We start from the raw sequence: 23,657 nt of genomic DNA, 5'->3' as shown, positions 1-23,657 counted from the left end.
ATGAAAACAATTTAGATGTAAGTAATCTATACTAGTTTGCCGGCCACTTCAAGTAACCTGACCAACTCTTTTTTCTAGGTCTCTTTGGTGTACGAACTGTTGAAGTGATTCTAAAGTGTTAAGAGTTGCCGAAACAAAAATTAAATGGAAACACCTACTATTCGTACTTTTGGCTAAATTTTGGAATAATGAATTCTAGAGAAACGCAGTTACAGGCATTTGACCGTTTGCTGACCATTATGGAGGAACTCAGAGCGCAATGCCCATGGGATAGAAAGCAGACCATGCAAACACTTAGGCATCTTACTATAGAAGAAACCTATGAATTAGGAGATGCTATTCTAGACAATGACCTAAAGGAGATTAAAGGAGAATTGGGAGATTTGTTGTTGCATATTGTTTTCTATGCAAAAATCGGTTCGGAATCAAAGAGTTTTGATATCGCTGATGTGGCGAACGGTATCTGCGAAAAACTCATCAACAGGCACCCTCACATCTATGGAGATGTAAAGGTCGCAAATGAAGAAGAGGTCAAACAGAATTGGGAAAAAATAAAGCTCAAAGAAGGTAAAAAAAGTGTTCTGGAAGGTGTTCCTAAAAGTTTGCCCGCTTTGGTCAAAGCCAGTAGAATACAGGATAAGGTTGCCGGTGTAGGTTTTGACTGGGAAGAACCGCACCAAGTATTTGAAAAGGTAAACGAAGAACTCGAAGAACTACAACAAGAAATTGTAACGGGCGACAAGGATAAAATTGAAGCAGAGTTTGGCGATGTACTATTCTCTATGATAAACTACGCACGTTTTCTAGGCATTAATCCAGAAAATGCCTTAGAAAGAACCAATAAAAAGTTCTCCAAGCGTTTTCAGTATTTGGAACGTGAAGCGCAGAAGAAAGGAATTTCTCTTCAGGATATGACACTAAAGGAAATGGATATATACTGGGAGGCGGCGAAGAAGGCAGACTAACGCTAATACTTAAACGCTTACCTATACTTTGAGATGCAAACTCATTTTTAGAAGTATCTTTGCTTCCGTAATAACATTATTTTGTTTCAGAACTACACCAAAGAATTTTCATATAATATTAAACTATCCGTACCTGTCATTCTGGGAATGTTAGGGCATACTTTTGTACAGTTCGCAGATAATATTATGGTCGGGCAGTTGGGAACAGCAGAGCTAGCGGCCGTTTCCTTGGGTAATAGTTTTGTATTTATAGCCATGTCCTTGGGGATAGGTTTTTCTACAGCTATAACACCCTTGGTAGCTGAGGCAGATGGTGCCAATAATACTGAGAACGCCAAGGGCGCCTTGAAACACGGTTTACTACTTTGCACTTTTTTAGGAATGTCCTTATTCGGTTTAATTTTGTTGGCCAAACCCATCATGTTTTTAATGAAACAGCCAACAGAGGTGGTAGCGTTGGCCTTACCATATTTGGATATCGTTGCCCTTTCCCTTGTTCCCTTAATCATATTTCAAGCCTTCAAACAATTTTCAGAAGGACTTTCACAGACCAAGTATCCCATGTATGCCACGGTAATTGCCAATGTTGTGAATATCATACTCAATTATCTTTTAATATTCGGTGCGCTTGGTTTTCCCAAATGGGGAATCGTCGGTGCCGCCATAGGTACCTTGGTGGCTAGAATAATCATGGTAACCTATATATGGTTATTGCTCAGAAGCAAAACTAAATTTAGATATTATGTTACGGCGTTCAATTTTAGAAATATTGAGAGGAAGGTTATCAATAAAATCGTTTCCCTTGGTTTTCCTTCGGCCTTACAAATGTTCTTTGAAGTTGCTATTTTTACTGCGGCGATTTGGTTGAGCGGAGTTCTAGGTAAGAATCCTCAGGCTGCTAACCAAATAGCGCTTAATTTAAGTAGCATGACGTTCATGTTCGGGATGGGTCTAGGGGTGGCCGCCATGATACGCGTGGGAAACCAAAAAGGATTGAAAAATTTCACAGAACTCCGTAGGATAGCGCAGTCTATCTTCTTTCTGACGTTTTTATTGGAAATCGTATTTGCCATACTGTTTTTGTTGGGCAGAAATTGGTTTCCTACCTTGTATCTGGATGCGAACGACACCCTGCATCTCGCAGATAATGCGGAAGTTATTTACTTGGCAGCCCAGTTGTTATTGGTGGCCGCGTTCTTTCAAATTTCGGACGGAGTACAAGTGGTTGTGCTAGGAGCTTTAAGGGGTTTACAAGATGTTAAAATCCCAACGCTTATTACCTTTATAGCATACTGGTTAATCGGTTTTCCTATTTCGTATTACCTAGGCCTTTATACCGATTTTAAAAGTATAGGCATTTGGTTAGGGCTACTGACGGGCCTGACCGCTTCTGCCATTATGTTGTATATTCGATTCAATTATTTGACCAAAAAATTGATTGCTAATTAATACTAAACTTGAGTTTTAAATGGAACTGCCAAAATTCTTATTAGGGGACAATACCGATTATCCAAGTGCAATTTTTATAGTGCATACGGAGTATCCAAGATTCGTAATCAATTTAGAGAATGATGAGGTGGAGTGGTTAGAGGAGTTCTCTAAAGAGGACGAAAAAGAATTGGAAGCCGAGGCGGAAAACCTTATCCAAGCCGCCACCGCTTTTTATGACAGGGAAATCTCTCGCTACGAAGACTGAAGGCAATGCTAGAACAACTTCTTCATTTGGATAAGGAGGTATTCCTTTACTTGAACGGATTGGGTATTGATTCATGGGATAATTTTTGGCAATTTGTTTCCAACAAGTTCAGTGCTATTCCTATCTATATTTTTCTATTGTTGATCACTTACCGAAAATACGGTCTAAAGAGTACCGCTCTTTTACTGGTAAGTATTGCATTGCTCATAACGGTATCCGACCAATTGAGTAATTTCTTTAAATACGGTATTGGGCGTTTAAGACCCTGTCATGATTCAGATATTTCAGGAATTATGCGTTTGGTGAAAAGTTACTGTGGAGGAAAGTACAGTTATTATTCTGCACATGCATCCAACTCCTTTGCTATAGCATTCTTTTTTGGAGTTGTGCTAAAGTCCGAAGTAAAATATATTTCCGCTGCTCTTCTTTTATGGGCTGCGCTCGTAGCGTACAGTAGGGTGTATATTGGAGTTCACTTTCCTTTAGATATTCTCACTGGTGCCTTCATTGGGGCTCTTCTTGGGTGGTTGTTTGCAAAGTTGTATATATTTGCCCTTCGTAAATTCTCCCTATGATATCCAACTTAAGATATTGGTTTTTAATCCTTCTTATCGTGTTGGTCTATATTGCAGGCACTTTTGTGACCCTTTTTGAGAATGATTCTGCCCAATTTGCCGTAATGGCAATGCGTATGGTCCAAGAAAATGATTTTTTGAACCTGTTTAAGGGTCCTAATGAGTATTTGGACAAGCCGCATATGCACTACTGGCTGGCCGCACTTTCTTTTAAATTGTTCGGTATATACGATTGGGCCTATCGCATACCTGGAATTTTGACAACGCTTCTAGGGGCTTATAGCTGTTTTGGGCTCGGTAGACTTTTATACAACGCACATACGGGAAAGCTGGCAGCACTGATATTCATGACCGCCCAAACCATAGTGTTAAGCGTTATCGACGTTCGTACGGACGCCATACTTACCGGATTTACCATTTTCGCTATCTGGAAATTAGCTACTTATATTGAAAACGGTAGTGTTAAAGCAATCATTCTTGGGGCTCTAGGTGCGGGAATAGCTTTCTCTACTAAAGGACAGATTGCCATATTGGTGATTGGCTTACCGCTCCTTTGCCATGTTGCCCATACTAGAAAATGGAATGCCTTCTTGAATTGGAAGGTGCTTATTGCCTTATTGGTTTTTGGTATCGTAATCAGTCCCATGCTGTATGCCTATTACCATCAATTTGATTTACACCCGGAAAAGGTAATTCGTGGCAAATCTAACCGAAGCGGTATCTTTTTTATTTTTTGGGAACAAAGTTTTGAGCGGCTGAGCGGTGAGGGAATCGGGAAGAACAGTAGTGGTTACTTTTTCTTTTTTCATACTTTTTTGTGGGTTTTCCTTCCTTGGACCATACTGGCCCTGACGAGTATATGGTGTAGAATAAAAAGCTTCATCAAACTAAAATTTGAGTACCGCCCTAAGCACGAATTTTTAACGCTCGGTGGTATTATATTGGTCTTCATATTAATAAGTTTTGCCCAATTTAAACTGCCGCATTATTTAAATGTGACCGTTCCGTTATTCTCGGTAATAACCGCATCTTATTTGTACGATTTACATCGATTTCAAAAGGAAAAGGCAACTAAATATTTGATGGCGAGCCAATATTTTATTTTAGCAATCGTATTCATAGCTTCGGCTTTATTATGCTTCTTTGTTTTTAAGGTAACCAGTTTATTTACCTATGGTATTTTTCTTGTAGGCGGAATCATTATCATCTATTACGCTTTAAAAAGAGAGACTAGGTATGTTCGTTTAATTACGGTTTCCGTCTGTGCATCACTCTTGTTAAATACGGTTCTTAATCTTCATTTTTACCCGAATTTATTGGCCTATCAGGGTGGGTCCGCCATGGCATCCGTTGTAAAGGAAAATACGATTCCTGTCGATAGGATTTACAAAATCGGAAACGATTTTACCTGGGCTTTGGACTTTTATAATCGGCATCCGGTTCAACTAACAACAATAGAAAACCTTAAGGAAAAGAAAGATATTTGGGTGTATGCCAATGAAAAGGAGTTAGAGGAACTTAGGGCAACCGGTATAGATTGGGACAAAAGACATAGTGTAAAACAGTTTCGAATCACCCGTTTACAGGGCAAATTCTTAAATCCTAATACGCGTTATAAAGTCTTGAAGAAAATGTATCTCATACATATTTATTGAACTAGTGCTGTGACGTGGTTTCCAACTCTACTTTTTTAAAGTGATACCAAATCCCCATAAGTGATACCACGGCGGTTATCAAAAAGAATACGACACTTATTCCTACCGAAATAGTTTCATCTAAACCAAGTAGCGAAGCACCGTAGAAAAAGGTTACTTCCCTACTTCCAATGCCACCAATGGTGAGGGGTAATACCGAAACGATTGAGGACACCAAGAAAATAACTAAATAGGCTACCTTATCCTCCACGATACCCAAGGCCATCATTATGAACCAGACACTGATTAATTGGGCCAATTGTACTAAGGCGGAGTATCCTAGTGCGGACCAGAATAAGGGGAATACGTAGTTGAAAAAACGTTTGTTCAGGACCCAAAAGACAAGAACGGCAAGCGGAATACCTAGAATAAACAAGTATTTTACTTCTGCTAACACCGGGTTTTGTAATACGTAAAACAGCACACAGGCATATACAAAAAGTAGGAGTAGTCCACTTAACCTATCCAATACCAGAACACTGACCACTCTTTTTGTAGGAACCTCAAAACTTTTTTTAATGAGATACCCCTTATAGGCATCACCACCGATTCCCCCGGGCAAGAACAAGTTATAGAACATACCTAAAAAGTAAAGCCTTAGGTTACTTTTATGTGTTAACCGAACACCTAATTGATAGAAGTACAGGTTGAGACGAAAGGCAGCTAAAATTTTAGAAACAAGGAAGAAGAATAATGCTATGAGTAGATACTTAGGCTTACTCTTTTCTAAAGTATTCCCTATCTCATCGATATTTATTTTAGTACAAACAAAATAGATAAGAATTGCGCTTATAAGAAGCTTTAAAGCGGTAGTTATACCTTTACGCGTATTTGCCACCTACACTTATTTTTTTAATGCGATATGGCCTCTTTTTCTGTGATTCATAATAGGTGCGTATTAAAAGTTCCATAACAATACCGATAGTAAAGAGTTGTATCCCGGCCAAGATGAACATCATCCCGAACATGAGCAGGGGCCTTGTTCCTATATCTTCACCAAAACCTAACTTTACCACTAGCAAGTACAGGTTAATGAGGACACCCAATAGAATCATCAAAAAACCGAAAATACCAAAAAGGTGAATGGGTCGTTGGAAATATTTTCTAATAAAAAGGAGCAGCATCATATCCGCTACCACTTTAAAAACGCGTTCTAATCCATATTTGGAAACCCCCGCATGTCTAGCATGGTGTTTTACAGGTACTTGTTTTATCTGTGCGCCTTCCAAATGTGCCAAGAGGGTAATAAATCGGTGCATTTCCCCGTATAGGTTCAAATCCTTTGCAATATCCTTTGTAAAAACCTTCAACGCGCAGCCGTTATCCTTAATATCCAGTTTAGTGACCCGGCGCACCAAAAAATTCGCAATTTTTGACGGTATTTTCTTTACCAAAGAATCTTTTCGTTTTTGTCGTATTCCTGTGACCACATCAAATTCACCATCAACCGCATAGGAAAGCATTTCAGGAATATCGCTTGGGTCATTTTGTAGGTCACCATCCATGGTAATGATAAATTTGCCCTCGGCGTAATCGATACCAGCTGCCAATGCCAAGCTTTGTCCGTAGTTCTTTTTCAGCGCAATGAGGTGTATTTTCTGGTCTTTTAGCTCATTTACCACTTGTTTGGTGCTATCTGTAGAAAAATCATCGATGTAAACAATTTGGTAATTATACCCTGCTAAGCTCTCATGGATTTTTTGTGTTAAAAGTGCTACGTTTTCTTCCTCATTATAAAGGGGTACAACTACAGATAAGAGGGAAGCGGTAACAATAGCCATTGGTCGGTATTAGAATTAATTACAAAGTTATGTTTTTTATCCCTAAGATGTTCTATGGTATAGCGGTTAGAGTGCTTAGACAATTACTACTAACTATTTTTGTACGTCTGCAATAACTGCTGCGCCGCTGCAAATGGGGACATACTGCCATTAACCACCTTTTCCTCTAGGGTTTCAAGCTTTTTCTTTACTAACGGACTTGTGTAAAAGTCCATTTTAAGGCTAGTTTCAATATGCTGTTTTAACCAGCTTTTATTTTGTTCCTGCCTTTTAGTCCTAAAGTGACCGGACTCTTTTGTTTTTTCCGCATAAGAAGCTATTATAGACCATATTTCTTCTAGACCTTGGTTCTGTAAGGCCGAACAACTGGTTACCACCGGCACCCATCCGTTTTCCTTTGGAGGGAACAAGTGCAATGCTCGCTTAAATTCCACTTCGGCCAATTTGGCTCTTTTTATATTATCACCATCCGCTTTGTTAATTGCTATGGCATCTGCCATTTCCATGATGCCCCTTTTTATTCCTTGCAATTCATCACCTGCCCCTGCTAATTTTAATAGTAGGAAGAAATCTACCATACTGTGTACGGCAGTCTCACTTTGACCCACACCTACGGTTTCGATTATAATGATATTGTACCCCGCGGCCTCTAAAAGTATAATGCTCTCTCTTGTCTTGCGGGCTACGCCTCCTAAAGAATCACCCGAAGGTGAAGGTCTTATGAATGCATTCTTGTCCTGTACCAATTCTTGCATACGCGTTTTGTCGGCGAGTATGCTTCCCTTGGTTAGATTACTGGATGGGTCTATGGTAAGAACGGCCAATCGATTACCCTTTGATGTCAATAATTTGCCCAAACGCTCTATGAACGTGCTTTTGCCAACTCCCGGAACACCGGTTATTCCTATTCTAACGGTATCGTTTTTCTTGGAAAGACATTTTTCGATGATGATTTTGGCAATCCCTTGATGTTCAGGTTTGGTGCTTTCCACCATGGTGATCGCCTTGCTCAAGGCAGCTATATCCTTAGCAAATATTCCATTTACCAAGGCTTCCGCAAGTAGTTGTGGATTTAATTTACCAGATTCTTTCGGTCGAGAAATAATAGCTTCTTTTTGAGGTTTGTTTATTGGTACCGCCTAAGGGTTAATATCCCGAGACTTATCTCGAAATCAAAATTATGTTTTTTATCAATTTATAGTGGGCTTGCCCTGAGATAGTTTGCTTATCGGGACATTTATTTTAACCCTATCCCAGGCAAAACTTAAATAGCTTTGTTCCTTATCTTCAAAAGAGATCGTAAAATTTTCTTGGGTTTGGGATAGTGTTCTAACGGGTACTTCTACCTGAAGTACATCTGCCGCTTCGTTTCGGGTAGTCTCCCTGCCACCACTCGAAAGCGTAACTCCCCAATCGGGAACTTCTTTATTGAAAATGATTTTCCAACTCTCTTTGTTGGGGATTGTCCATATCGAATAAGTGCCTGCTGGTAGCGGTTTATCTATAATCTTTATGCCTGTACTCGTTGTAAAGGTCGTAGGTTCATTAGCACCCGTACGCCATACCTTACCATAGGGTACTAACGCACCGAATATTTCCCTCTCCTTTTTCGATGGACTGGAATAGTGGACCTGAAGTTCCGTGCCATCAAAATCATAGGTAGTTGTTGTTTCCGGGCTGTATTTCTTGGTATAACTTTGTAGATAGGGTATTCCTACAAAGTAGAAAAGAGCGCCTAAAACCAGTAGTGCTATCAGTAATTTTTTTAAAACCTTCATTATCCTTGTCTATGGCGAATGCCTAGTGTTTATTGTTTCTAAGGTACTAAATCAAACTTATATATGGCAATGTTGTTATATGTCTCTCCGGGTCTCAAGACGCTATTCGGAAAATCAGGTTGGTTAGGTGCATCCGGGTAGTTTTGCGTCTCAAAACAAATCCCGGGAAAATCTAAGGGCGTATAGACGATTACAGCGGGTTGGTTCGTGTAGACCTTCATGGATATGCCCGATTTTGGGGAATAGAGCTCCGCCACTTTTTCACTACCCATATCTTTCACAAAAGGGGTATCCAAACGTTGGACCCCAATTTCCCGCGGAATCAAAAAGTCATTTTCCGTACCCCTGACGGGAATTTGATTTCCCGTAGGCAGCAAATTTTCTTCTACTTCCAAAACTAAGGGGCAATTTAGCTGTAGCTCGTAATTATCTATGTAGGGGCTGTCGTCTAACTTAAAATAAGAATGATTGGTAAGGTTAACCACCGTGCTTCTGTCCGTAATGGCTTCATGTACTATTTGTAAAGCGTTGTTAACAAGTTTATACGTTACGTTGACGGTTAAATTTCCGGGGTATCCTTCTTCCAAATGTTTGCTCACATAGGATAATTTAATGAAGGGGTCATCCTTTTGTTTTACCTCTTCAATTTTCCAATACTTCTGATGAAAACCTTCTTTGCCTCCATGTAAATGAACCCCATCTTCTTGATGGACATAAAATTGTTCGCGATCCAGTTCAAACCCTCCCTTAGATATCCTACCGGCATAGCGTCCCACACAAGAGCCAAGACAATTATCATCTAAACGGTACCTGCTCGGATGGTTGTAACCTACGACGGCATTGGTATATTTGCCGTCTTTTCCCTTAACCAATAATTTCTGTATCGTAGCCCCATAATCCAGGACCATTAGGGTTATAAACTCGTTGGATATCGTAACTTGTTTCAAATGGAAATTTTAAAAGATTTGTAAAAATAGAAGTTTTTTGCAACATCTATTTTTTTCTTTCGTCCTTAAGATAACAACAACTAAAAACAAACACCGAACCGACCAATGTTTCAGATTGACGTTGTAGAGAAATGTAAATCCAATGACCGTAATGCGCAATTACAATTGTACCAGCAGTATTGCGATGGAATGTATGCGGTTGCCATGCGATTTGTGAAAAATTCTAACGACGCTGAAGATGTATTGCAAGAGTCCTTTGTAAAGGCTTTTCAAAAATTGCATCAGTTTAAAGGGGAGGTAACGTTTGGAGCATGGCTCAAGAAAATAGTGGTTCATAAATGTATCGACTTTTTAAAATCGAAAAAACAACATATGGTTTCTTTAGACGAAACCTATATGACCCCCGTAGCGGAAGAGGGTTGGACGGTAGAGGACGGAATCTCTTTGGAAGTGGTGAAAAAAGAGATAGAAAAACTATCGGAAAAATATAAATATGTAGTGCTTATGTACTTGGTAGAAGGTTTTGATCATAAAGAAATTGCCCAAGTATTGGATATTACGGAAACCACCTGCAGAACCAGATTATTAAGGGGAAAAGGTCAATTAAAAGAATTATTAAAAACAAAACGATATGGGACAGGATCTTAGGGAAATGTTCAAAAAAGAGCGTTCGGAACAACGGTTTAAACTAAAAGAGGGGCATGAAACACGTTTTTTAGATAGACTGGACGAAGCACTTCCAAAACAAAAAAAGTTTGATTTCAGTCTATTAAAAATAGCAGCATCCGTATTATTAGTGGTAGGTCTTAGCTTTTTTGGATACCTGCAATTTGCTAAGGACGGTGCAGTAAAGAACACTACGGTTACCGATGTGGATACGAACTCGGAAACCGATACCGATTTCTCTTTTGGAGACCTTTCTCCGGATTTAAAAAAGATTGAAAATTATTACGTGGCCAATATCAACATGGAACTTTCCAAATTAGAAGTTTCCGACGATAACAAGGAATTGATAGATAGTTATATGGAACGTTTAGCCGAGTTAAACGCAGAATATGAAGCATTAAACGCGGAGCTTAACGAACTAGGTCCTAACGATCAAACCATAAGCGCACTCATAGAGAATTTACAGTTACGATTACAATTATTACAGCAGTTAAAAAAGCAGTTGAACCAAGTAAAAACATCAAAAAATGAACAGATCATCTAAAATGCAGCTAAGGCAACTCATCATTGCCTTAAGCTTTTTCGGAATTACAACGATTGCCTTAGGGCAGAAACAACAGAAAACTTATAAAGAGACCTTTAATGTTGGGGCGGATGCCGTTCTTGATATCAATACAAGTTATACTGATATAGAATTTGAAACCTGGAACAAGGACGTGGTAGAAATTAGCGCCACCGCAACTTTGGAGGGAGCTACCGACGAGGAGGCAGAAAAATACTTTAGAAACGAACCTTTTGATATTTTAGGGAACAGTAAAAGGATCGAGATTACTTCTAGATCTAGCCGCATGGGTTTGTTCACGAACCATGATTTCGATTTTGATTTTGAAAACCTTCATATTGAAGTACCGGATATGAGTCCTTTTATAGAGGAATTGGCGGACATAGCTCCTTTTCCTGAAATTGCGGAAATAGCTTCTCTTCCGGTAACCAAAACGTTTCATTTTGATTATAGCGAGTACAAGAAAGATGGGGATAAATACATGAAGAAATGGCAAAAGGAGTTCGAAAAGAGTTTTGATAAAGACCATTTAAAGAAACTGGAAGAATGGGGAGAGCGTATGGAAAAAAGAGGCGCCGAAATGGAGAGAAGAATGGAGGAACGGGCAGAACGTAGAGAGGAACAGAGAGAAAAGAGGGTCGCCGAAATGGAAAAAAGAGCGGAGGAAAGAGAAAAACGATTTGAGAAAATGCATCAAAAAAGAGCGGCTTGGTCCATGCGCCAAGATTCTATTAAAAACTCATTTTTTAGAAGAGATTCTTTGAGGAACGAACCCAATATCTTTTATTTTTCTTCTGATGGGGAAAATAAGAACTACAAGATCAAGAAAACCATTAAGATAAAACTGCCAAAATCTACACGTATAAAAATGAACGTGAGACATGGGGAAGTAAAGCTTGCCGAAAACACAAAGAACTTGAATGCGACCTTGTCGCACTCAAGTCTTTGGGCGGCGACAATTTCTGGCGATGAAACTAATATACAAGCTTCTTATTCGCCGGTAGAAGTTAAAAACTGGAACTATGGGCAATTGCAGACAAAGTATAGTAAAGATGTAAATTTGTCCGAAGTGTTGCACTTGCGTTTGAGTGCTACTTCATCTGAGGTGACCATCGATAAACTGTTCGATACGGCTTATATCAAAAATGATTTTGGGCCATTACATATTATCGCTTTTGGTGATGGATTCAAGGAATTGGACGTGAGCTTAAAAAATGCGGAGATGGACTTGGGGTTGCCAGAAACCCCTACGGAAATCTATGTAAAGGGAAACTCTTCCAAACTGGAAACACCTGCAGGCTTACAATTGAAAAAGACGGTAAATGGAAATACGGTCGTGAATAAAGGATTTCATTTAAAACAAAACAGCGGAAAATCTATAGTGATCAATTCAGCTTATAGTGATGTAATCATACACTGATTTATTGCCACTGCCCAAGGGTATAATATCCTAAGGTTTGCTTCGAAATTAAATACTCAATTCTTATAAATTTATCGCGGGATTACCCAAGGTAGTTTACTTCTTCAAAACCAATGTCCCAAAAATATCCGCGTTGATCCAGCCTTGATTCTTATCCTCTCCCGGCACAAATACGGAACCTATAAAATTCTCTCTTTCCGCACTGGAATCGTTATCACAGTACGCTAAGGCAAAACCCATTTTTTTCTTGGATTTTAATGTTAACGGTTTATTCTTTGCTCCATCGGTATAGGAATCATCGAAAATAGAAAGTGCTAGCTCCCATGTGGTTACATTATCTACCGTATGATGTTGGGAGCGTACATGGTCGTTATACAACTTTGGGGTTTTATCCGGCGCTAAGTCCACTACATTACCGTCTAATGCTACATGGTAGGCAAATGCATTATGGCTGTATTGATGCAGACCACCGGAATTATCCTCGTCAACAAAAACTTCGACGCAATCGTCGTTCCACCATAATTTTAAAGGGTCCTCAGACTTGTCGTAGAGAACATCGTCCATAATTTCAACAAGTACATATAAGCCTTGTTCGTTCCAGGCCAATTTGTAGCGGCCATTGAAGTCCTCATGGTCGTATGGGCCTCCGATCCAGTTTTGATCTAAGGGGTTCCAATCGATTAAGTTCCAAAAACTTTCCGTGGCCTTACCGTCTAACTTGGGCGCGTTATCCGTGTAAGACACTTCAATGATGGCGGTATCCGCTTTTTTCTTTGCGCTATTGCAAGACACTGCTAGCATCGCGCACAGTGCTAAAAATATCGGTCTCATACGTTGCAAGTTTGGGGTTTGTGGTATTAAATATAGCGAATTCACGGGTTATGTAAGCTTTTTATTACACTGAATAAGTGAGTAAACGGTTTTATATGTATACGTTGGGGGAACTAGTTTTAGATGTAAACTTTAGGTTTTAGTGGCCAAGTCCGGTTTTTTGTAAGCGGAACAAATGACTAACTAACAGTTTAGTCCATAAAAAAAAGCGCCCGGTAGGACGCTTTATAATTGATGATTTTGTTGCTTTTAGTGTATATCCTCTTTTAAGAATGCTCCAAAATTTTCTTTGAATCTATTCAATCTTGGAATAGAAACATTTCTGATGTAGGAATTGTTAGGGTTGTTACGTTCGTAGTCTTGATGATAATCCTCTGCAATCCAAAATTTTTCAAATTCCTTTACCTCTGTGGTAATGGGAGCACCATCATAGACGTCTTGGTCCTTCAAAGCTTGTATGTAAGCTTCAATTATTTTCTTTTCTTCCTCATTCTTATAAAAGGCGATAGAGCGGTATTGCGTTCCTCTGTCCGGTCCTTGTCTGTTTAAAGTAGTTGGATCGTGCGACCCAAAAAATACTTGGACCAAGGCCGTAAAGGAAATCACCTCTGGATCGTAATATACTTCTACGGCTTCTGCATGTGTAGTTTTTCCGTAACCGATCATTTCGTAGGTGGGATTATCTTCCTTTCCTCCAGAATAGCCAGATACCGCTTCCTTGACCCCCTTGACGCTTTCAAAAATGGCCTCCACGCACCAAAAACAACCACTGGCAAAATAAGCCGTCTCGTATTCGCTTAAATCCTGTGGACTCAATTTCTCTTTTTTTGAAGTGATTTCTAATTCCGAACTTGGAGCCTCTGCGGTGGTAGTTTTCTTGGTATTGGACTGGCAGCTGGTCACAAATAGTGCTGCAACCGCTAAAATGGTTAATCGTAATCGTTTCATTTTTCTTTCTTTAAGCAATTTGTAGGCAATTTACAAAGTACTTACAGTACAAAGGGTTAAAATATGTTAAGGAATTCAATGGGAATTCTATTTTTACAAAATGAAGACTTTTACAGAACAATTAAGTCTCCTTTCCGAAGGGGCAATCAGCATTCTTGATCAAAGTATAGCCTTAGAACGTTACGTTCGCATAGATTTGTCGGTAGACAATGAAGATTTAAATACTAGGGACATTACCGACCCTGTTATTTGTGCATCTTACATTGATCAACAGCTCGCAAGGCATAGGGGAAGCGTGGCCTATGGCGGATATTTGGAAAAAAGAAATTTGTATTCGGACAAGGAGGGTTTCAGCGGTAACGCCTTACATCAACGAAACATACATTTAGGGGTCGATTTTTGGTGCGCTGCTGGGACCAAAGTGCAAACCCCGATCAGCGGAAAGGTGCACAGTTTTAAGGATAATGCCAGCGTGGGCGACTATGGTCCGACGATTATCATGGAACATCAGTTGGTTGATGAGGTTTTTTATACCCTCTATGGTCATTTATCAAGAACTTCGTTGGAAGGCTTGTTCGTGGGCAAGAAATTTATAGCGGGCTCCGTTTTGGGAGATTTGGGTACTCCAGAGGTTAACGTAAATTATGCGCCACATTTACATTTTCAGATTATTAGGGACATGAAAGGATATAGCGGTGATTATCCCGGAGTATGTTCTCAAAAGAACCTGGCTTTCTATCGGAAAAATTGTCCCGATCCAAATCTTTTGCTAAAGTTATAGGCGAGATTACCGTTTATCTACACCTTTTTTCGGTAAGGTGTTTTTGGTGTGCGTGCCGTTCATCGATTGATTTTTACATTTCAACCGGATAGCTGTCAGATACCGAGTATTATGGGTTTTTCGGCGAACGACCACCCTCCGAAGTACACTTGCACCCGTTATAATAGTGTAACAAACGCAAGTCATGAAAACAATAGCAACCATCTTCTTTATCTTCTTCATCGGAATGACCGCTCAGGCTCAGAACAACACTACAGATGTTAAAGTGGAAACGGTTGAAATGACCATAGTGACCGAAACGGCTTACGAGTTGAACTTGGAAACCAAAACGGAGGTTGCTAGATTGTACAAGCACAAGAACGCTAGAGTAAAGAAAGCATTATCTTTTACAACAAAGAGAAACAAAGCTAAAATGGCTTAACGGTTAGTGTAATTATTTAAATACAACGATAGCCACTTTCTCTTCCCCATAATACAGCACACCAATTGAGGAACTTTTTGGAAACGGGAAATAGAAATCTAGTTTTTTTGAGCGATAGGTGCCAGGCCTAAAGTAAGTAACTTGACTTTGAGACTTAAACAAATTACCGAAAGCTAGTGGAATTTCAATAATTTCGTAGCCATCGAACTCGGATTCATAAAAAGAGTCCACTACCGAGATATCCTCAGAAACTTCTGGATGGGGTTTTTCTAATGGTCGGGTGGCCAATCTTGGAAAGCTCAGCTCGCGCATTACCATTCTATGAGCAACATCAATAGGTCTTATTCTTAATTTGTTGGATTCGTCTATTAGAGAGAATTTATTAATATCAAACAAGGCATATTCTCCATCGGTAGTTGCCATTTTAAGCCTAATATGAACGGTCTTAAGTGTTTTTGACTTGGAGCGAGTGGTATTCGAAGCGTTGAAAGAAGTGACTTCCGTTCCTAAAATCTCTATGTAAAATTTTCTTTCATCAATATAAAAGCGCTGGCAAAAAACAAGCGAACTGTTAAAAGCAAGTAAAAAGAAAATAAATACTCTAGAATACCCTATCGCGCGCATTTTTACTGTGTTTTCTTTCTTTTGAAAGTTTTGACAATAGTTTTAAAAGCAGCCAAGTTTTTTTCATACTCGCCTTCAGAAGACCCCAAAAAGATATAATAGAGCTTATCAGAAAAAAGCATTACTTGATAAACTTCCGTATTGGCCTGCTCTTTTTTGGTCTTACCCCTTGCTACAATCTCAAAGCCCTCTAGGTCGTCAATGGTGATAGGTGTTGTACTTAATAGGCTATCTATCATAATAGGATTTTATTTGATACGGTTTTCGGCGTAGGCTTTCTTATCTACTATTTCTAATTCCGAAAAAGATTTTGAAGCTATAAAAATAGCTTTGTCCGGAGCAGTAGACGGAATGGCCCCTTCTCTATTGAAGAGGAGAGATGGACCAACATTCTTTGCAAACACCAGGTCTGTAGCCTCGGCAGTTATTGCAAAATCTACCGTGTCAAAAGGATTGATTATTTTTTCAGAATTATAAACAACGCTTAACAATGACTTTCTTATAATGGCAGCTAAGTCTTCTTCGTTTGATTTTAAGTAGATGCCATTGATTAGGATACTCTCACTTTCGGAACCAAAGGCCAAGGTATATTTATGATATGTATTGCCGTAAGCTTCTTGCTCTCCTTTAATCAATAAGGCGGTGTTCGTATTTATAAGAAGTTGCTCTTTTTCCAATAATATCATCCCTTGGGTTTGAAGCCCTTCCTTTGAGAAGGCTTTACCTATCTCCGATAATGGAGCGGGAACCTCCACTATCATGATACTAGAACCAGAACTATTCTGTTGAAAACCGGCAAAGTTTGCAGCATTTACGAAATCTGCTGGTGGCGCCAAACTTATTTTAGTTCCTTTTACAGAAACATGTACTTCTGTAATAGTGTTCGTGATATTAGTCTGAGCCATTACGGTCATGGCGAACGGACCCATAATTAAGATACTAATAGCATTCTTCATATGGTATAATATTACATTCAAAAGTAATGAGAACTTAGTTTATAAGCTTCCAAGTATAGAATTATACGTTTATTTCTTTCTTCAGAATGATGATGTTACCGTTTATCTGCACCTTTTTTCGGTAAGGTGTTTTTTGGTGTGCGTGCCGTTCATCGATTGATTTTTACACTTCAACCGGATTGCTGTCAGATACCGAGTATTATGGGTTTTTCGGCGAACGACCACCCTGCGAAGTACACTTGCACCCGTTATAATAGTGTAACAAACGCAAGTCATGAAAACAATAGCAACCATCTTCTTTATCTTCTTCATCGGAATGACCGCTCAGGCTCAGAACAACACTACCGATGTTAAAGTTGAAACGGTTGAAATGACCATAGTGACCGAAACGGCTTACGAGTTGAACTTGGAAACTAAAACGGAGGTTGCTAGATTGTACAAGCACAAGAACGCTAGAGTAACCAAGGCATTATCTTTTACAACGCAAAGAAACAAAGCTAAAATGGCTTAATACCTAACATGATAAATAGTAACGATTATGAAGAATTTCATTAGCACTAGTATCAAGAACCTATTACTAACTGTAGGTATATCCCTAACAGCTGAACCAAAGAGGAGGTATGTCCTTGTTCCTGTTAAAAGTACCAATGAATTCAAAAGATAATTTTAATCGGGTAGTAAATACATGCCCTATTATTTTAGGCCTCATTCACTTTATTCCAATTACGCCGTAGCTAATCCTTTATAAGGTATAGGTTTTGACCTATTGCATACTGGTCATCAAATTTTCAGAATGCTTCCATAGCTGCAAATAGGAGTGGAAAAAGCCCTTAAGGATATTGAATTATACGCTTTATATCCGTCGTGTAAGCACAACTTTCTCTCGTTAAACACAAGTTTTTGTCTAATTATAGGGCAAATCGACACGACTTTAAGAAAAAATATTGTAGGAAAAAGCTTATAAAATCGATAAAGTGTTTAAAAAATCGGATTAAAAACAAGAGTGTTTGTAGGAATTTTTGAGTAAAATTGTGCCACTCATCGAAAATTTTGCATTTCAACGGTAAAACCGGACTTATTATCGATTCAAATCAAATGAAAAGGAACATGTGGTAGTTATCAATATCCCAAATAACCTACAATGCGATCTATTCTTATTTTAGTACTAGTTATCTGTATGGGGGCTTTTGCCCAAGCCCAGAATACAAAAGCAGAAATAAAGGTAAACCCTATTTCCATGCCTGTAGTCAAAACTGTTCACCAAACTAAATTGGTCAAGGAGCAGCTCCCAGCGGTAACCGGAATTTTTATCCTAAAACATTCCAGAATCAAAAGAGCCTTAACCTTTCAAATAAGAAAAATAGATGTTAAATTGGTTTAATCGAGCACCATCTCTGTTTCTTCAACAGGTTGGATTATTTCTTGTAGCACTTCCCAAACGTTTTGTGCAACTATTTTTTGACCTTCGGCAGTGGGATGAATCCCATCTTCCAGATTCAGGTCAGGATTCCCTGCGACTCCTTCCAGTAAGAACGGAATAAGCGAAATGGCATTCTTTTCGGCCAGGTTTGGAAAGATGTTCCGGAATTCCGTGGTATATGCTTCTCCCATATTGGGTGGAATTTGCATTCCCGCAAGGACTATTTGCGTATCTCCGTTTTTCGCGCGGACCAAGTCGATCATTTTCTGCAGATTAGTACGGGTTTCAGTTAATGGAATTCCACGTAATCCGTCATTTGCTCCTAGTTCCAGCACAAAGACGTCTACTTTTTGATTCAATACCCAATCCAATCTATTTAAACCGCCAGACGTGGTTTCTCCGCTTAGGCCAGAATTAATTACGGTATAGTTCAACCCAAGGGAATCTATCTTCTCCTGTATTCTGTTGGGAAAACCCTCTTCCGTCTCCAAACCATAGGCCGCGGTTAAACTGTTTCCGAAGAAAAGAATTGTTTTGTTCCCCTCGGAGCTTACCTCCACATTAGCTTCGGTATTTTTCGTGGTGGGAGATGCAACGGTCTTCTGTTTCGGATTTTCGCCACAACTACTTACCAATATTGCGATAAAAAAATAACTAAACTTTAATACTTTGCCCATGTGCTATACTTCTAAAAGTCGAAATCATTGCCTTATTTTGTTGCCTTGTACAAAATGATTTATGACAAAGATATTAAACGTCTGTAACCTAAAGAAAATCTACACAAGCGGTTCTAAGGAACTCACCGTTTTAGACGATATTACTTTTTCTATTGAAAAGGGGGCCACTTTCGCTATTGTGGGCCCATCTGGTAGTGGAAAGACCACTCTTTTAGGGCTTTGCGCCGGTCTTGATAAATTGGATACGGGTTCCGTAGCATTATGTGGACAGGAATTGAGTGAGCTCAACGAAGATGAACGTGCGCTGTTACGCAATCAGAAAGTGGGTTTTATTTTTCAGGATTTTCAACTCTTACCCACCTTAACGGCCTTGGAAAACGTGGCGGTACCTTTAGAACTGCAAGGAGTTTCACAAGCGACCAAAGACGCTATGGATTTGTTAACGAAAGTAGGGTTAGGGAACAGGTATGATCATTATCCTTCCCAATTGTCCGGCGGAGAACAGCAACGTGTAGCATTGGCAAGGGCTTTTTCCAATAAGCCGGATATCTTATTTGCAGACGAACCGACCGGTAATCTTGACGAGGAAACAGGTGAAAAGGTCATAAAACTATTATTCGACTTAAACAAGGAAATGGGAACCACCTTGGTCATCGTTACTCATGATTTGGACCTAGCACAACTTACGCAGCATATATTACGATTAAAAGGAGGTAAAATAATGGCTAACGAAATTACTACGGTATCTTGAGTGATTTTAGGTATACTTCGAAAACGCCGATAAGCTGGCTGTTTAAAATGGCCTGGCGAGACGGTAAGGCCAGCGGCAAGCGTTTACTTCTTTTTATGGCGTCCATTATACTGGGTATTGCCGCCGTGGTGTCCATACAATCGTTCAGCCAGAATTTAAAAGAGAATATAGGATTGCAGTCCAAAGCCTTAATGGGTGCGGACTATTTGATCGACAGTAACCAGCCGGCCAATGCCCGCGTGCAACAGCTGATGGATTCCTTAGGTAGCGCCGATGCCATGGAGGTGAAGTTTGCCTCCATGGCCGCTTTTAACAAGAACGGTGCGACAAAATTGGTGCAAGTACGTGGGGTAGAAGGTGATTTTCCTTTCTATGGCGCATTGGAAACCGAACCTGCCGATGCTGCAACAACCTATCAAGAAAGGGGAGGAGCTTTGGTAGACGCTATTGCAATGCTACAGTTTAACCTGAAACCAGGGGATAGTGTTAAACTGGGTACCCTAACGTTCCCCATCATCGGGTCTTTGGTTACCGCTCCGGGAAGTACGGGAATCGGAACATCCGTTGCGCCACCGGTTATGGTGCCGTACCGCTTTATGCAGGCGAGCGGGTTATTGCAAAAGGGGAGTAGGTTGGCATACAATTATTATTTCCTTGACCCCGATGCCGATTTGGAGGCGCTGGACGAAACCGTGGATCCTTTGTTGGATGAACAGAACGCCGATATGGACACGCACACCGCTACCAGCCAACGCTTGGGAAGACGGTACGACAACGTAGGTCGGTTTTTAAATCTGGTAGCGTTCATCGCTTTGCTACTCGGTTGTGTAGGTATTGCCAGTAGTGTTCATATATATATTAAAGAAAAACTTAAGGCGGTGGCTATTCTAAAATGCTTGGGAGCATCTAGGAAGCAGACCTTTATGATCTTCTTACTTCAAATCGCGGGCATGGGCCTTCTCGGTGGGTTGAAAGGCACTTTGGCCGGTTTGCTGCTGCAACAATCCTTTCCCTTGTTATTGCAAGAGTTTTTACCTTTTGACGTCACCATAAACACTTCGTATGCGGCCATTATCACCGGGCTGTTATTAGGCATTATCATGTCGGTACTCTTTGCGCTTTCGCCTCTTATCAATACTAGGTACGTATCGCCGTTAGCCGTCTTACGCGTTCAAGAGCGTACGGGGGAAAAATCGAGATGGGCCAATTTTGGAGTGCTTGCCGTCATCGTGCTTTTTGTTTTTCTGTTTGCCTGTTGGCTGTTGGGTAATTTTAAATTTGCCCTTGGTTTTGTAGCTGTGGTACTGGTAACCTTCGCCATTTTGGGAGGAGTGGCCGTTGGATTTATGAAGCTGGTAAAACGCCTATTTCCAAAGTCATGGACCTTCACGTCTCGGCAGAGTCTATTGAACCTTTTTCGGCCCAACAATCAGACTGCGGTACTCATTTTGGCCATCGGTATCGGTACTTTTTTAATCAGCACGCTCTACTTTACCAAAGACTTTTTACTAGCAAAAACTTCGTTGGAATCTAGCAACAAGAGTCCCAATATGATTCTGTTCGATGTACAGACCGAACAAAAATTGGCCGTCGCCAATACCATTACCCCAAAAGGCATGCCTGTTTTGGACAATATTCCGATCATTACCATGCGCTTGGAAAAGATCAAAGAACGCTCCGTAAACGCCATTCGGTTAGATACCACGACTGGAATCAATAAATGGATTCTAAACCATGAGTTCCGTGTCACGTACCGGGATTCCTTGATCGGTTCCGAAAAACTGGTATCGGGCAACTTTGGGGTCAAGGCAGGTCCCGACCAACCCATACCTATTTCCTTGTCGGATAATGTGGCCCGGGATGCGCAAGTGGTTTTGGGAGATACCTTGCTATTTAATGTGCAAGGAATGCTTATGGAAACCGTGGTGGGTAGCATTCGCCAAGTGGATTGGGGTAGAATGCAACTGAATTTCTCTATCGTCTTCCCTACCGGAGTTTTGGAAAAGGCCCCACAATTTCACGTATTAACGACCAATGCGCCCAGTAAGAAGGCTTCTGCGAGTTTACAGCGCGAATTGGTGCAGCGGTTCCCCAATGTGTCCATTTTAGACTTGCGACAGGTGATTACCCTTGTAGAGGGCATTCTGGATAAAATAGCATGGGTTATTAGTTTTATGGCCTTTTTTAGTATGCTTACCGGTATTATTGTACTTATAGGTGCCGTACGTAATAGTAAATACCAACGAATACGTGAAAGTGTGCTGTTGCGTACCCTAGGGGCCAAAAGTCATCAAATCCTAAAAATTACCGCTCTGGAATATCTGTATTTAGGACTCTTGGGCAGCGGGGTTGGCATTTTGCTGTCCTTGGTCAGTAGCCAATTATTGGCCTATTTTGTTTTTGATACTTCCTTCGTACCTTCTTTGGTGCCGTTTTTGGTAGTATTGCCGGGGGTGACATTTTTGGTATTGGCTATAGGGATGTCTAATAGCAGCAGTGTTTTAAAAAGTCCGCCGTTACAAGTACTGCGCAAGGAGGCGAGTTAATTTTACGTGATAATCTAGGTTTATTCGCTAATCACTAGTTATATTAGTCTTATGTCTGCGTTGAAATCAATATCGGCTTTGCTTCTAAAGCTTCGTGGGTTTACCTCTTGGGGCTTATTTTTCTATACAGTCATCTGGTATAATTTATACGTTCATTTTATATAAATCGTGCATTAAATATACATAATAACTTATACAAAATGCATGTACGTTTATTTTATATTAAACTATTATTTACGGGCTATTTGATATATTTTGTACCTTATGGGAAATTATTAGATATACAGACTTATAAACGAGTTAGGCACAATTTGAAATAATACAATTTAAAGTAAAATGCAAAAATTAGAATTAAGGAATAATTTAAACGAAATTATCAAGCGATTAATGAGTAGAGAGTTAGTTGCTTTTCTCGACAATAATAACATTGAAAAAAGTAATCTCTTGAAACTTGTTGTTGATTCGAAAGGTGGTTTTGACCAAGCAGCGACTGACCCAGAAAAAGAAAAAGTATTTGAACAGTTCGAAGCAGTAAAAATGTATGAGACTGCTTATTTTTCAAGATTAATTTCAATGATTTCAACTGCCCAAAATAGTAATAGGTCAACGTATGTTTCTAACACAACTCTAAACGATTTTTATTCATTTCATAAGTCTCTTATTTCTACATTTAACTTAATTGACAACTTGTTAATGAATTCAAAAGAGATATTTAATGAAGAAAATGATTTTGTAATTGAAGACGCTCAAAATAAGGGAAATTTAATATTACAGATTGTAGATGAGGGAAATGTTCCTTTGGAAAAATTTCAGGACATAATTTCATCTTTGGAGAATCTTATAGAAAAAATATACTATTTGTACGATAAAGTAGAAGGAGAAAAATTTGACATCCATCCTTCAATATCAATGGTAGACAGTGGTAGTGACATTAATTTAATTTTAAAAATACCTAAAAAAGCTGCGAATTTAATAGCTCAAATTTTAAAAGAATTTTGGGATATTATTGCAAATAATAAAAGCTATCGACACGGGCAAAAATTGAAAGGAATTGAAAAATCACTAACAGTACTCGAAAAAATAAAAGTTGCGAAAGATGGCGGAATAATTGATGCGGAAACAGCAAAGGTTATAAGCAATGGAATAATAGAAAATACAGAAACTATTATTCTAAAAAATACTATGACAAAGCAAATTATGCTTGAACGAAAAGATTATTCAAACCGACAATTATTACTTGACCAAAATAAAAGATTTCTTCTCGAAAATCCGAAAAAAGAAAATAAAGAAGAAAATGATGAACAATAAAAACTGTGCCTAACACCGTGTATAATTCATTGCTAATACTCGCCTACTTACGAAAATCCTCGCGGATTTTCTATTCGGTTTGTATTTGCTAATTTAGTTGCTGAAACACGCAACGAAATCATACACAAAACCGTTGTAAAACATACCCAAAAAACGCTCGGAACTGAAAAATCAACTTCTGAAATTTTGGAAATAGTAACTTTTAAGTTACCTTTGTCTAAATGGATAAAGTTAGGCAAGTAATACAATACAAAAATTATTTCGAGGAGTTTCTACTTGCTCAACCGAAAAAGGTTCAGGACAAAATATT

Annotated in this window: 26 protein-coding genes; 15 read left to right on the top strand and 11 right to left on the bottom strand. The window is 39.4% G+C overall.

Features of this window, described 5'->3' with window-relative positions; genetic code table 11:
* The first annotated feature begins 188 nt into the window (after window positions 1-188).
* The 5 genes from mazG (at window position 189) to BFP77_RS09065 (ending at window position 4,891) form a co-directional block, all read left to right on the top strand.
* Window positions 189-965 (top strand): nucleoside triphosphate pyrophosphohydrolase, encoded by a 777-nt coding sequence (gene mazG / locus BFP77_RS09085; RefSeq protein WP_099573721.1) that lies wholly within the window; start codon window positions 189-191, stop codon window positions 963-965.
* Between the two features lie 81 nt (window positions 966-1,046).
* Window positions 1,047-2,414, top strand: coding sequence for an MATE family efflux transporter (locus BFP77_RS09080; protein WP_099573720.1), 1,368 nt, complete (start codon window positions 1,047-1,049; stop codon window positions 2,412-2,414).
* A 19-nt stretch (window positions 2,415-2,433) separates the two neighbouring features.
* The gene (locus BFP77_RS09075) at window positions 2,434-2,661 is read left to right on the top strand and encodes a hypothetical protein (protein WP_099573719.1); all 228 of its coding nucleotides are present in this window, start codon (window positions 2,434-2,436) and stop codon (window positions 2,659-2,661) included.
* Between the two features lie 5 nt (window positions 2,662-2,666).
* A complete protein-coding gene (locus tag BFP77_RS09070) occupies window positions 2,667-3,236 on the top strand; it encodes a phosphatase PAP2 family protein (protein ID WP_099573718.1) in 570 nt (189 codons plus the stop codon).
* Window positions 3,233-4,891: an ArnT family glycosyltransferase gene (locus BFP77_RS09065; protein WP_099573717.1), complete on the top strand. Its 1,659-nt coding sequence runs from the start codon at window positions 3,233-3,235 to the stop codon at window positions 4,889-4,891. The genes BFP77_RS09070 and BFP77_RS09065 overlap by 4 nt, the downstream gene beginning before the upstream one ends.
* Before the next feature lies 1 nt (window position 4,892).
* Here BFP77_RS09065 and BFP77_RS09060 read toward each other — a convergent pair whose 3' ends face one another.
* From BFP77_RS09060 to BFP77_RS09040, 5 genes are all read right to left on the bottom strand, one after another.
* Window positions 4,893-5,768, bottom strand: a complete 876-nt coding sequence (locus BFP77_RS09060; protein WP_099573716.1) for a lysylphosphatidylglycerol synthase transmembrane domain-containing protein — start codon at window positions 5,766-5,768, stop codon at window positions 4,893-4,895.
* Window positions 5,752-6,711, bottom strand: a complete 960-nt coding sequence (locus BFP77_RS09055; protein ID WP_099573715.1) for a glycosyltransferase family 2 protein — start codon at window positions 6,709-6,711, stop codon at window positions 5,752-5,754. Before BFP77_RS09055 ends, BFP77_RS09060 begins: the two co-directional genes overlap by 17 nt.
* Window positions 6,712-6,800: 89 nt before the next feature.
* A complete protein-coding gene (gene meaB / locus BFP77_RS09050; protein ID WP_257212924.1) occupies window positions 6,801-7,817 on the bottom strand; it encodes a methylmalonyl Co-A mutase-associated GTPase MeaB in 1,017 nt (338 codons plus the stop codon).
* An 84-nt stretch (window positions 7,818-7,901) separates the two neighbouring features.
* Window positions 7,902-8,489: a DUF2911 domain-containing protein gene (locus BFP77_RS09045; protein WP_099573713.1), complete on the bottom strand. Its 588-nt coding sequence runs from the start codon at window positions 8,487-8,489 to the stop codon at window positions 7,902-7,904.
* Window positions 8,490-8,527: 38 nt separating this feature from the next.
* Entirely contained in the window at window positions 8,528-9,436 is a 909-nt protein-coding gene (locus tag BFP77_RS09040; RefSeq protein ID WP_099573712.1) for an aldose epimerase family protein, read from the bottom strand.
* Window positions 9,437-9,541: 105 nt separating this feature from the next.
* On the opposite strand from BFP77_RS09040, the gene BFP77_RS09035 reads away from it, so the two are divergent.
* The 3 genes from BFP77_RS09035 to BFP77_RS09025 are packed head-to-tail and all read left to right on the top strand — an operon-like array spanning window position 9,542 to window position 12,084.
* Entirely contained in the window at window positions 9,542-10,084 is a 543-nt protein-coding gene (locus BFP77_RS09035) for an RNA polymerase sigma factor (RefSeq protein ID WP_099573711.1), read from the top strand.
* Complete coding sequence (locus BFP77_RS09030; RefSeq protein WP_099573710.1) at window positions 10,068-10,646, top strand: hypothetical protein; 579 nt, start codon at window positions 10,068-10,070, stop codon at window positions 10,644-10,646. The genes BFP77_RS09035 and BFP77_RS09030 overlap by 17 nt, the downstream gene beginning before the upstream one ends.
* Window positions 10,630-12,084, top strand: coding sequence for a hypothetical protein (locus tag BFP77_RS09025; RefSeq protein ID WP_099573709.1), 1,455 nt, complete (start codon window positions 10,630-10,632; stop codon window positions 12,082-12,084). Before BFP77_RS09030 ends, BFP77_RS09025 begins: the two co-directional genes overlap by 17 nt.
* Before the next feature lie 96 nt (window positions 12,085-12,180).
* Here the strand turns inward: BFP77_RS09025 and BFP77_RS09020 are convergent, their stop codons facing one another.
* Complete coding sequence (locus BFP77_RS09020) at window positions 12,181-12,915, bottom strand: sugar-binding protein (RefSeq protein WP_099573708.1); 735 nt, start codon at window positions 12,913-12,915, stop codon at window positions 12,181-12,183.
* A gap of 249 nt (window positions 12,916-13,164) precedes the next feature.
* Complete coding sequence (gene msrA / locus BFP77_RS09015) at window positions 13,165-13,863, bottom strand: peptide-methionine (S)-S-oxide reductase MsrA (protein ID WP_099573707.1); 699 nt, start codon at window positions 13,861-13,863, stop codon at window positions 13,165-13,167.
* A gap of 100 nt (window positions 13,864-13,963) precedes the next feature.
* Here msrA and BFP77_RS09010 point away from each other — a divergent pair, with 100 nt between their 5' ends.
* Together BFP77_RS09010 and BFP77_RS09005 are read left to right on the top strand one after the other, a co-directional pair.
* Entirely contained in the window at window positions 13,964-14,644 is a 681-nt protein-coding gene (locus BFP77_RS09010; RefSeq protein WP_099573706.1) for a peptidoglycan DD-metalloendopeptidase family protein, read from the top strand.
* A 184-nt stretch (window positions 14,645-14,828) separates the two neighbouring features.
* Window positions 14,829-15,065, top strand: coding sequence for a hypothetical protein (locus tag BFP77_RS09005; protein ID WP_099573705.1), 237 nt, complete (start codon window positions 14,829-14,831; stop codon window positions 15,063-15,065).
* 12 nt (window positions 15,066-15,077) lie between these two features.
* On the opposite strand, the gene BFP77_RS09000 is transcribed toward BFP77_RS09005, so the two are convergent.
* From BFP77_RS09000 to BFP77_RS08990, 3 genes are read right to left on the bottom strand one after another with little or no spacing between them, the layout of a single operon-like run.
* Window positions 15,078-15,689, bottom strand: a complete 612-nt coding sequence (locus BFP77_RS09000; protein WP_099573704.1) for a hypothetical protein — start codon at window positions 15,687-15,689, stop codon at window positions 15,078-15,080.
* 2 nt (window positions 15,690-15,691) lie between these two features.
* On the bottom strand, window positions 15,692-15,928 hold the full coding sequence (locus BFP77_RS08995) for a hypothetical protein (RefSeq protein ID WP_099573703.1): 237 nt from the start codon (window positions 15,926-15,928) through the stop codon (window positions 15,692-15,694).
* Window positions 15,929-15,937: 9 nt separating this feature from the next.
* Window positions 15,938-16,645 (bottom strand): hypothetical protein, encoded by a 708-nt coding sequence (locus tag BFP77_RS08990; protein ID WP_099573702.1) that lies wholly within the window; start codon window positions 16,643-16,645, stop codon window positions 15,938-15,940.
* A 274-nt stretch (window positions 16,646-16,919) separates the two neighbouring features.
* On the opposite strand from BFP77_RS08990, the gene BFP77_RS08985 reads away from it, so the two are divergent.
* A complete protein-coding gene (locus tag BFP77_RS08985) occupies window positions 16,920-17,156 on the top strand; it encodes a hypothetical protein (protein ID WP_099573701.1) in 237 nt (78 codons plus the stop codon).
* A 630-nt stretch (window positions 17,157-17,786) separates the two neighbouring features.
* A complete protein-coding gene (locus BFP77_RS08980; RefSeq protein ID WP_143751887.1) occupies window positions 17,787-18,026 on the top strand; it encodes a hypothetical protein in 240 nt (79 codons plus the stop codon).
* Here BFP77_RS08980 and BFP77_RS08975 read toward each other — a convergent pair.
* A complete protein-coding gene (locus tag BFP77_RS08975) occupies window positions 18,023-18,742 on the bottom strand; it encodes an arylesterase (RefSeq protein ID WP_099573699.1) in 720 nt (239 codons plus the stop codon). The two genes, BFP77_RS08980 and BFP77_RS08975, sit on opposite strands and share 4 nt — an antisense overlap.
* Window positions 18,743-18,803: 61 nt before the next feature.
* Between BFP77_RS08975 and BFP77_RS08970 the strand changes: the two genes are divergently transcribed.
* From BFP77_RS08970 to BFP77_RS08960, 3 genes are all read left to right on the top strand, one after another.
* On the top strand, window positions 18,804-19,493 hold the full coding sequence (locus tag BFP77_RS08970; protein WP_099573698.1) for an ABC transporter ATP-binding protein: 690 nt from the start codon (window positions 18,804-18,806) through the stop codon (window positions 19,491-19,493).
* A gap of 47 nt (window positions 19,494-19,540) precedes the next feature.
* Window positions 19,541-22,039: an ABC transporter permease gene (locus tag BFP77_RS08965; RefSeq protein ID WP_099573697.1), complete on the top strand. Its 2,499-nt coding sequence runs from the start codon at window positions 19,541-19,543 to the stop codon at window positions 22,037-22,039.
* A 336-nt stretch (window positions 22,040-22,375) separates the two neighbouring features.
* Window positions 22,376-23,347, top strand: coding sequence for a hypothetical protein (locus BFP77_RS08960; RefSeq protein ID WP_099573696.1), 972 nt, complete (start codon window positions 22,376-22,378; stop codon window positions 23,345-23,347).
* Window positions 23,348-23,657: the final 310 nt, after the last annotated feature.

Origin of the sequence: Maribacter sp. 4U21 (assembly GCF_002742365.1) — a bacterium.
GTDB lineage: Bacteria > Bacteroidota > Bacteroidia > Flavobacteriales > Flavobacteriaceae > Maribacter.
Note: the sequence above shows the minus strand (reverse complement) of the source record. Positions and strands in the feature narration are given on the sequence as shown.

Bases quoted from the DNA above. Each gene is read 5' to 3' on its own strand.
- mazG (WP_099573721.1), top strand. From the start codon at position 189: ATGAATTCTAGAGAAACGCAGTTACAGGCATTTGACCGTTTGCTGACC.
- BFP77_RS09075 (WP_099573719.1), top strand. From the start codon at position 2,434: ATGGAACTGCCAAAATTCTTATTAGGGGACAATACCGATTATCCAAGT.
- BFP77_RS09070 (WP_099573718.1), top strand. From the start codon at position 2,667: ATGCTAGAACAACTTCTTCATTTGGATAAGGAGGTATTCCTTTACTTG.
- BFP77_RS09065 (WP_099573717.1), top strand. From the start codon at position 3,233: ATGATATCCAACTTAAGATATTGGTTTTTAATCCTTCTTATCGTGTTG.
- BFP77_RS09055 (WP_099573715.1), bottom strand. From the start codon at position 6,711: ATGGCTATTGTTACCGCTTCCCTCTTATCTGTAGTTGTACCCCTTTAT.
- BFP77_RS09045 (WP_099573713.1), bottom strand. From the start codon at position 8,489: ATGAAGGTTTTAAAAAAATTACTGATAGCACTACTGGTTTTAGGCGCT.
- BFP77_RS09035 (WP_099573711.1), top strand. From the start codon at position 9,542: ATGTTTCAGATTGACGTTGTAGAGAAATGTAAATCCAATGACCGTAAT.
- BFP77_RS09030 (WP_099573710.1), top strand. From the start codon at position 10,068: ATGGGACAGGATCTTAGGGAAATGTTCAAAAAAGAGCGTTCGGAACAA.
- BFP77_RS09025 (WP_099573709.1), top strand. From the start codon at position 10,630: ATGAACAGATCATCTAAAATGCAGCTAAGGCAACTCATCATTGCCTTA.
- BFP77_RS09020 (WP_099573708.1), bottom strand. From the start codon at position 12,915: ATGAGACCGATATTTTTAGCACTGTGCGCGATGCTAGCAGTGTCTTGC.
- msrA (WP_099573707.1), bottom strand. From the start codon at position 13,863: ATGAAACGATTACGATTAACCATTTTAGCGGTTGCAGCACTATTTGTG.
- BFP77_RS09010 (WP_099573706.1), top strand. From the start codon at position 13,964: ATGAAGACTTTTACAGAACAATTAAGTCTCCTTTCCGAAGGGGCAATC.
- BFP77_RS09005 (WP_099573705.1), top strand. From the start codon at position 14,829: ATGAAAACAATAGCAACCATCTTCTTTATCTTCTTCATCGGAATGACC.
- BFP77_RS09000 (WP_099573704.1), bottom strand. From the start codon at position 15,689: ATGCGCGCGATAGGGTATTCTAGAGTATTTATTTTCTTTTTACTTGCT.
- BFP77_RS08995 (WP_099573703.1), bottom strand. From the start codon at position 15,928: ATGATAGATAGCCTATTAAGTACAACACCTATCACCATTGACGACCTA.
- BFP77_RS08990 (WP_099573702.1), bottom strand. From the start codon at position 16,645: ATGAAGAATGCTATTAGTATCTTAATTATGGGTCCGTTCGCCATGACC.
- BFP77_RS08985 (WP_099573701.1), top strand. From the start codon at position 16,920: ATGAAAACAATAGCAACCATCTTCTTTATCTTCTTCATCGGAATGACC.
- BFP77_RS08980 (WP_143751887.1), top strand. From the start codon at position 17,787: ATGCGATCTATTCTTATTTTAGTACTAGTTATCTGTATGGGGGCTTTT.
- BFP77_RS08975 (WP_099573699.1), bottom strand. From the start codon at position 18,742: ATGGGCAAAGTATTAAAGTTTAGTTATTTTTTTATCGCAATATTGGTA.
- BFP77_RS08970 (WP_099573698.1), top strand. From the start codon at position 18,804: ATGACAAAGATATTAAACGTCTGTAACCTAAAGAAAATCTACACAAGC.
- BFP77_RS08965 (WP_099573697.1), top strand. From the start codon at position 19,541: ATGGCCTGGCGAGACGGTAAGGCCAGCGGCAAGCGTTTACTTCTTTTT.
- BFP77_RS08960 (WP_099573696.1), top strand. From the start codon at position 22,376: ATGCAAAAATTAGAATTAAGGAATAATTTAAACGAAATTATCAAGCGA.